The organism is Amycolatopsis sp. w19 (genome assembly GCF_051373225.1).
Classification (GTDB): domain Bacteria; phylum Actinomycetota; class Actinomycetes; order Mycobacteriales; family Pseudonocardiaceae; genus Amycolatopsis; species Amycolatopsis japonica.
On the sequence record NZ_JBPQFM010000022.1, the window covers coordinates 141,591 to 149,219 of the forward strand.

Below are 7,629 nucleotides of genomic sequence, written 5' to 3' on the forward strand. Positions count from 1 at the left end.
ACAGCACGGGCGGGCCAGACTTCGCGCCATGAAGGCATTGGTCAAAGCCGACCGAGCACCCGGGCTGGAACTCACCGACGTTCCGGACCCCGCGGTCGGCCCCGGCGACGTCGCCGTCCGCGTGCTGCGCGCCGGGATCTGCGGTACCGATCTGCACATCGACTCCTGGGACGACTGGGCGGCGCGCACCATCGCCGCGCCGCTGGTCATCGGGCACGAGTTCGTCGGCGAGGTGGTCGAGATCGGCCGGTCGGTGACCACGGTCAAGGTGGGCGACCTGGTCAGCGGCGAGGGACATCTCGTCTGCGGAAGCTGCCGCAACTGCAAGGCCGGGCGGCGTCACCTGTGCGCCAGGACCAAGGGCCTCGGCGTGCACACCGACGGCGCCTTCGCGCAGTACGCCGTGCTGCCCGAGATGAACGCCTGGGTGCACCGCACCAAGGTCGACCTCGACATCGCCGCGATCTTCGACCCGCTCGGCAACGCCGTGCACACCGCGCTGTCCTTCCCTGTCATCGGCGAGGACGTGCTGGTCACCGGCGCCGGCCCGATCGGCATCATGGCCGCCGCCATCGCGCGCCACGCGGGTGCGCGCAACGTCGTCGTGACCGACGTCAGCGAGCACCGCCTCGAACTGGCCCGCAAGGTCGGCGTCGACCTCGCGCTGGACGTCTCTTCCTCGACCATCGCCGACGCGCAGAAGCAGCTCGGCATGGCCGAGGGCTTCGACGTCGGCATGGAGATGAGCGGGCGGCCCGAGGCGCTGCGCGACATGATCGCGAACATGTCGCACGGCGGGCGCGTCGCGCTGCTCGGCCTTCCCGCTTCCGACGTGTCGGTCGACATCGCGTCCGTGGTGCTGAAGATGATCCAGCTCAAGGGGATCTACGGGCGCGAGATGTTCGAGACGTGGTACTCGATGTCCGTCCTGCTGCAGGCCGGGCTGGACATCTCGCCGGTGATCACCCACCGGTTCGGCTACACCGAATACGAGAAGGCGTTCGCGACGGCCAGGGAAGGCCGCTGCGGCAAGGTCATTCTGGACTGGACGGAGAACTGATGTACGGCGCGATGCGCGACGACCTCAAGGCCGGGCTCGCCGAGATCCGGGAAGCCGGGCTGTACAAGGGCGAGCGGGTGATCCAGGGACCGCAACGGGCTTCGGTCAGCGTCGGCGACGGCGACGTCCTCAACTTCTGCGCCAACAACTACCTCGGCCTCGCCGACCACCCCAAGCTGATCAAGGCCGCGCAAGAGGCGCTGGACCGCTGGGGCTTCGGCATGGCGTCGGTGCGGTTCATCTGCGGGACCCAGCAGCCGCACAAGGAGCTCGAGGCGAAGCTGTCGGAGTTCCTCGGCACCGAGGACACGATCCTCTACAGCTCCTGTTTCGACGCCAACGCCGGGCTGTTCGAGACGCTGCTGACCGATCAGGACGTCATCATCTCCGACGAGCTCAACCACGCGTCGATCATCGACGGCGTCCGGCTCTGCAAGGCGAAGCGGATGCGCTACCGCAACCGTGACGTCGCGGATCTGGAGGCCAGGCTGAAGGAGGCGTCCGGCGCGCGGTACCGGATGATCGCCACCGACGGCGTGTTCTCGATGGACGGCTACCTCGCGCCGCTCGACGAGATCTGCGAGCTGGCCGAGCGCTACGACGCGCTGGTGATGGTGGACGACTCGCACGCCGTCGGCTTCACCGGCCCGACCGGGCGCGGAACGCCGGAGCTGTTCGGCGTGCAGGACAAGGTCGACGTGCTGACCGGCACGCTCGGCAAGGCGCTCGGCGGCGCGAGCGGCGGCTACACCTCGGGCCGCGCGGAGATCGTCGAGATGCTGCGGCAGCGTTCGCGGCCGTACCTGTTCTCGAACTCGCTGGCGCCGTCGATCACCGCGGCCGCGCTCGTCACGCTGGAACTGCTGGACTCCTCCAGCGACCTGCTGGGCAAGCTGCGCGCCAACACCGAGCTGTTCCGGCGCCGGATGACCGAAGCGGGCTTCGATCTGCTCCCGGGTGAGCACCCCATCATCCCGGTGATGATCGGTGACGCCGCCAAGGCGGGCAAGATGGCGGATCTGCTGCTCGACCAGGGCATCTACGTGATCGGCTTCTCGTATCCGGTGGTGCCGCACGGCAAGGCCCGGATCCGGACGCAGATGTCGGCGGCGCATTCGACCGACGACGTCAACCGGGCCGTCGACGCGTTCGTGACGGCAAGGTCCATGATGGACGAATGATCGATCCGCGACGGCTGCGCGTGCTGCGTGCCCTCGCCGACCACGGCACCGTGACGGCGGCGGGGCAGGCGCTGCACCTGACGCCGTCCGCGGTCTCCCAGCAGCTGGCCGCCCTCGAAGCCGAGTGCGGCCAGCAGCTGCTCCGCCGCCGGGGCAGGCGGGTCTCGCTGACCCCGGCGGGTGAATTGATGGTGGTGCACGCCAACGCCGTCGCCGCCGAACTGGAACGGGCGCGGGCGACCCTCGCCGCGCTCGATTCCGGTGTCCAGGGCATGGTGCGGCTGGCGAGTTTCGCCTCCGCGATCACGATGGTCGTGGCGCCGGCGATCGCTTCGCTGCGTGCCGGTTCGCCCGGGGTCACCATGCAGGTGCAGGACGTCGAGGGGCACGCGAGCATCCCGCTGCTGCTCGACGGCGAGGTCGATCTGGCGATCACCGAGGAGTACCGGCTCTCGCCACGGACGGATGAAAGCAGGCTCACCCGGTTCCCGTTGTACGTGGAGCCCTTCGACGTCGTGCTGCCCACCGCGCACCGGCTCGCCGGAGCGTCCGAAGTGGACATCGACGACCTCGCCGACGACGAGTGGATCGCGCCGAAGCCCGGGAATCCCTGCCGCGACGTGCTGATGATCGTCTGCGCGAACCCGGAGATCCGGCACGTCTCCGACGATTTCCACGCGATCACCACCCTGGTCGCCGCCGGCGAGGGCGTGGCCTTGGTGCCGCGTAACGCTTTCACGGCGGTTCCCGGTGCGGTCGCCGTCCCGTTGCGCGGCGAACCGCCGTTGCGCCGGGTGTTCGCCGCCGTCCGGCGGGGGAGCGCGGATCACCCGTTGCTCAAGACCGTGCTCGCCGCGTTGCTTGACGCGGCGCCGGGTCATGCGAATGCGGAGCGGGGGAGTCGCACTTAAGATCTGGGCACCTGCCGCCGAAGGAAAGACAGGGTCCGGATGCTCCAGATCGATGCCCTCACCTGGATCGTCACGATCGGGCTGGTGCTCGGGCTCCTGGCGCTCGATCTCATCCTCGCGGCGGTGCGGCCGCACAAGGTCGGCTTCGGCGAGGCGGTGGCCTGGTCGATCGGCTACATCCTGGTCGCGGTGGCGTTCGGTGTCTGGCTGACGCTGGCGCACGGCGGCGACTTCGGTCAGCAGTACTTCGCGGGCTACATCGTGGAGAAGAGCCTGTCGGTCGACAATCTCTTCGTCTTCGTGATCATCATGAGCACCTTCGCGGTACCCGAGGAACACCAGCACAAGGTGCTCACGTTCGGCATCGTCGTCGCGCTGATCATGCGCGCGATCTTCATCGCTCTCGGCGCGACGCTGCTTTCCTTGTTCTCCTTCATGTTCCTGCTGTTCGGGCTGCTGCTGATCTACACCGGCATCCAGCTGTTCCGGCATCGCGACGAGGATCCGGACGTCGAGAACAACGTGGTGGTGCGGACCGCACGCCGTCTGCTGCCGCTGTCGACCGAGTACGACGGCGGCAAGCTGTTCACCCGGGTCGAGGGAAAGCGTGTGGGCACGCCGCTGGTCGTGGTGCTGCTCGCGATCGGCGGGATCGACCTGCTGTTCGCGCTGGACTCGATCCCCGCGGTCTTCGGTGTCACCGACGAGCCGTATCTGGTCTTCGCGGCCAACGCGTTCGCCCTGCTGGGCCTGCGGGCGCTGTACTTCCTCGTAAAGGGCCTGCTCGATCGCCTGGTGTACCTGTCCGCCGGGCTCGCGGTGATCCTCGGGTTCATCGGGATCAAGCTGATCCTGCACTGGGCCCACGTGGACATCGACGAGAACGTTCCGGAGATCTCGACGCCGGTCAGCCTCGCGGTGATCATCGGCATCCTCGTGGTGGTGACGGTGGCGAGCCTGCTCAAGACCCGCAACGATCCTTCCGCCAAAGCGCACCCGGGCTCGCTGCGCGGCTCCCGCCCGGAAGAGGACTAGCGCCAGCCTGCTTCGAGGAGATCGAAGATCCTCTCGACGTCCTCTCGCGGATCCTTTCGGCCTCGGGTGAGGGCCGGGATGTCCAGTACGAAGCGGGCGAGGGCGCGGCAAGCGATGTCTTCGGAGCTCACGCCGGTCTCCTCGGCGATGGCGGCGCCGAGGGCCGCGGCGTGCCGGGTCCACATGCGCTCGCCGTACTCCTGAAGGGCGGGGGTGCCGTTCACCAGCGCGGTGAACTCGGCGTACTGAGGGTGCGTCGTGATCGGAAGCCAGGTGGTGAGCACGTAGGCGCGCAACGCCTCGACGATGCTCTGACCCTCTTCGCGCTCCCGGACGGCGGCGACCAGGCGTGCCTCGCGGTCCTGAGATTCGTCGAAGACCAGCGCTTCCTTGCCGGGGAAGTGCTTGAACAGCGTCGTCGTCGAGACGTCGGCCGCCTCGGCGATGTCGCGGATGCTGACCTGGTCGTAGCCGCGCTCCAGGAACAGGTTCAGCGCGGCGTCCGCCAGTGCCTGGCGGGTGGCCGCCTTCTTGCGTTCACGCCGTCCCAGTGTCTCCATGGGCGCACTCTATCGCATAGGTTGTCACGGTCACTAAGTTGACTCGTTGCACTTTTTAACCCGTTCTGCTTTTCTGGTGTTCATGACGATCAGCATCATCGGAGCGGGTCCGGGTGGCCTGACCTGCGCTCGCATACTTCAACAGCACGGCATTCCCGTGACGGTCTACGACCGAGACCCCCATCCCGCGGCTCGCAATCAGGGCGGCACCCTCGACCTCCACGCGGACGACGGGCAGCTGGCCCTGCGCGAAGCCGGCCTCCTCGACGAGTTCTTCGCGCTCGCCCGGCCGGAAGGGCAGGAGATGCGCAAACTGGATCCCGCCGGACGGCTCTTGGCGCACCATGTCCCGGCCGAGGGGGAGCTGTTCAAGCCGGAGATCGACCGCGGTCAGCTGCGTGGTCTGCTTCTCGACTCACTGAAGCCGGACACTGTCCAGTGGGGGCGGACCCTGGATCGCGTCGAGGCTCCCGGGCTTCTTCGGTTCACGGATGGGGAGACGGTCGAGACGGACCTGATCATCGGCGCCGATGGCGCGTGGTCGCGGGTCCGTCCGGCGGTGTCGGAGGCCGTGCCCGAGTACGTCGGGGTCACCTTCCTGGAGGCCTGGTTCGACGATGTCCGGAACGCGCACCCTGAACTCGCCGAACTCGTCGGCCAGGGCAGTGCGATGGCGGCCGACGGCGAGCGGTGCCTGTTCGCGCAGCGCAACAGCGGCGACCACATCCGGGTCTACATCGTCCAGCGGATGCCCGCGGACTGGGCCGGGTCGGGTTGTGACGTCCGCGGTCGGCTGCTCGAAGCGTTCTCCGGCTGGTCGCCGTCGTTGCTGCGGATGATCACCGACAACGACGGGCCGTATGTCGATCGGCCGTTGTTCGCGCTTCCGGTCCCGCATACGTGGGAGCACAAGCCGTGGGTGACCCTGCTCGGCGACGCCGCTCACCTGATGCCGCCGCTGGGCGTCGGGGTCAACCTGGCCATGCTCGACGCTTGCGAACTCGCCCTGGCGTTGGCCGGTTCGGCCGGTTTGGGTGAGGCGGTCGGGGTTTATGAGGCGACGATGCTGCCGCGGTCGGCTGAGTTCGCTCGGCGGCTGGAGAATGGTGCTGAGGGTTTGCTTGATGTCGATTAGCGTTGCTGTGTAAGGGTTTTAGAAACTGTCGGTGGTCGGTTGTACGTTCTGCGTGTGGACACACTCAACGCCACTGTGGCGCTCTTGAAGGAAATCACGTCGTCGGAAGTTTTGCGGGAGGTCAATGCTTCACTGGATTCGTTGGGGGACAACGATGCCGTGGATGCTGCCGTGGCGGCGTCGGAGGGGATCGCGCGGCTGGAGGCTGTTCGGTTCCGTGCTTTGGGGCGGTTGAGTCGTCACCGTGATGGTGCGTCGAGTGTAGTGCAGGAGGTCGCGTTCGCTCTGTCTGTTGTGGACGGTCATGCTGCTGGGCTGGTCTCTACGGCTGAGGCGTTGACGACCCGTCTGCCGCGCACGTTGGGTTTGTTGGATGCCGGGAAGGTGGGTGGGTACGGGGCGATGAAAGTCGCCACGGCCACCGCCTGGCTCTCGGACGAGGATGCCCGTGCGGTGGACGCGGTGCTGGAGGATCGGTTGCCGGGCCGGAATTCGGATCAGATCCGGAAGGCGGCGAATCACGCGGCGATGATGGCCGACCGTGATGGGGCGGCTCGTCGTGTGGAGCGGAATCGTGGCGGGCGTCGCCTATCGATCCGGCAGGGTGAGACCGGGGTGGCCTCCATCGAGGTCGAGGATGGGCCCGTCGAGAAGGTCGCCGCCGCCTATACGCGGATCGACCGTGAGGCTCGGGCGCTGCGGGCCGGTGGGGAGACCCGCACCCTGGACCAGCTACGTGCCGATGTCGCCCTTGACCTCCTGCTGGGTGGTCAGGGTGGGAAGAGCGAACGGTCGGAGGTGTTCCTCTACATGGACTTGAACACCTACCTCGGGTTGAACGATGATCCGGCGGAGATGGCCGGGCATGGGCATATCCCGGCGTCGTTGGCGCGGGAGATCGCCGGTGGGGCGAATACGGTGTTGCGGCGGATCATCACCGACCCGCTCTCGGGGCAGGTTCTCGACCTCGGCCGCGACCGCTACCGGCCCACTGCCGGTCTGGACGAGTTCGTGCGGGTGCGGGACCGTGAGTGCCGAAGACCCGGGTGTCATCGTGTGGCGCAGGCCTGCGACCTCGATCATTCGGTGCCGTGGCAACACGGTGGCCATACCGCGGATACCGAGCTGATCGATCTGTGCCGCCGTGATCATCGGTTGAAGGACGAACCGGGCTGGATCTATCGGTTGGGTTCTGATGGGACTCTGACGATCACGACGCCTACGGGGCGGAGTTACGACAGCTCGCCTCCGCCACTGCACGAACCCCGTGACGAGGAACCACCACCGTTCTGAGGCGTCGCCGGAAAACGGCAACGGCATGATGCCGGAAAGCGACAACGATCTTGTAAGCCCACTGGTTGTGTTGCCGGGAATCGGCGATGGTGCCGGGGCGGGCTTGTCAAGTTTTCTGTGTAAGTGATCGGAAAATGGGGTTCTCTTTGATGTAGTGGGCGATGTGTTCGAGGAAGGCCATGGTGAGGGAGTCGAGGGCTTTCTGCCAGCCTTGGATGGTGGCGCCTTCGACGAGTTTGGCGTGGGCGGATCAGATGGCTCGTGCAGGTCTGCACGGTGGTCTGCGACCAGGTTGCCTCGATGGTCTCGGGAACCTGGTGTGAGGCCGTCGCAGGACACGATCGGCCCTGTCATGATTTTCGTGTAAGCCACGGATGATTGTGTGGTTATTTTAGTGGATTGGTAGGCGGCCGGGGAAGAGGACCACGAGTGTGTTGAGGGCTTGTTTCCATCC

General features: G+C 66.9%; 7 protein-coding genes. 6 read left to right on the forward strand and 1 reads right to left on the reverse strand.

The features are described 5' to 3' along the window. The first annotated feature begins 28 nt into the window (after positions 1-28). The 4 genes from tdh to ACSMFO_RS33090 are packed head-to-tail and all read left to right on the forward strand — an operon-like array spanning position 29 to position 4,187. Positions 29-1,060 (forward strand): L-threonine 3-dehydrogenase, encoded by a 1,032-nt coding sequence (gene tdh / locus ACSMFO_RS33075; RefSeq protein WP_360094793.1) that lies wholly within the window; start codon positions 29-31, stop codon positions 1,058-1,060. Next, the gene (locus tag ACSMFO_RS33080; RefSeq protein WP_436461708.1) at positions 1,060-2,241 is read left to right on the forward strand and encodes a glycine C-acetyltransferase; all 1,182 of its coding nucleotides are present in this window, start codon (positions 1,060-1,062) and stop codon (positions 2,239-2,241) included. The genes tdh and ACSMFO_RS33080 overlap by 1 nt, the downstream gene beginning before the upstream one ends. Continuing rightward, a complete protein-coding gene (locus ACSMFO_RS33085; protein ID WP_436461709.1) occupies positions 2,238-3,152 on the forward strand; it encodes a LysR family transcriptional regulator in 915 nt (304 codons plus the stop codon). The genes ACSMFO_RS33080 and ACSMFO_RS33085 overlap by 4 nt, the downstream gene beginning before the upstream one ends. 39 nt (positions 3,153-3,191) lie before the next feature. Then, positions 3,192-4,187 carry a TerC/Alx family metal homeostasis membrane protein gene (locus ACSMFO_RS33090; RefSeq protein WP_360094796.1) on the forward strand — a complete coding sequence of 332 codons (996 nt, stop codon included), beginning with the start codon at positions 3,192-3,194 and terminating at the stop codon, positions 4,185-4,187. On the opposite strand, the gene ACSMFO_RS33095 is transcribed toward ACSMFO_RS33090, so the two are convergent. Next, entirely contained in the window at positions 4,184-4,747 is a 564-nt protein-coding gene (locus tag ACSMFO_RS33095; protein ID WP_436461710.1) for a TetR/AcrR family transcriptional regulator, read from the reverse strand. The genes ACSMFO_RS33090 and ACSMFO_RS33095 overlap by 4 nt on opposite strands. A gap of 82 nt (positions 4,748-4,829) precedes the next feature. Between ACSMFO_RS33095 and ACSMFO_RS33100 the strand changes: the two genes are divergently transcribed. Next, on the forward strand, positions 4,830-5,882 hold the full coding sequence (locus tag ACSMFO_RS33100; RefSeq protein ID WP_436461711.1) for an FAD-dependent oxidoreductase: 1,053 nt from the start codon (positions 4,830-4,832) through the stop codon (positions 5,880-5,882). Between the two features lie 54 nt (positions 5,883-5,936). Then, complete coding sequence (locus ACSMFO_RS33105) at positions 5,937-7,175, forward strand: DUF222 domain-containing protein (RefSeq protein ID WP_436461712.1); 1,239 nt, start codon at positions 5,937-5,939, stop codon at positions 7,173-7,175. The last annotated feature ends 454 nt before the right edge of the window (positions 7,176-7,629 follow it).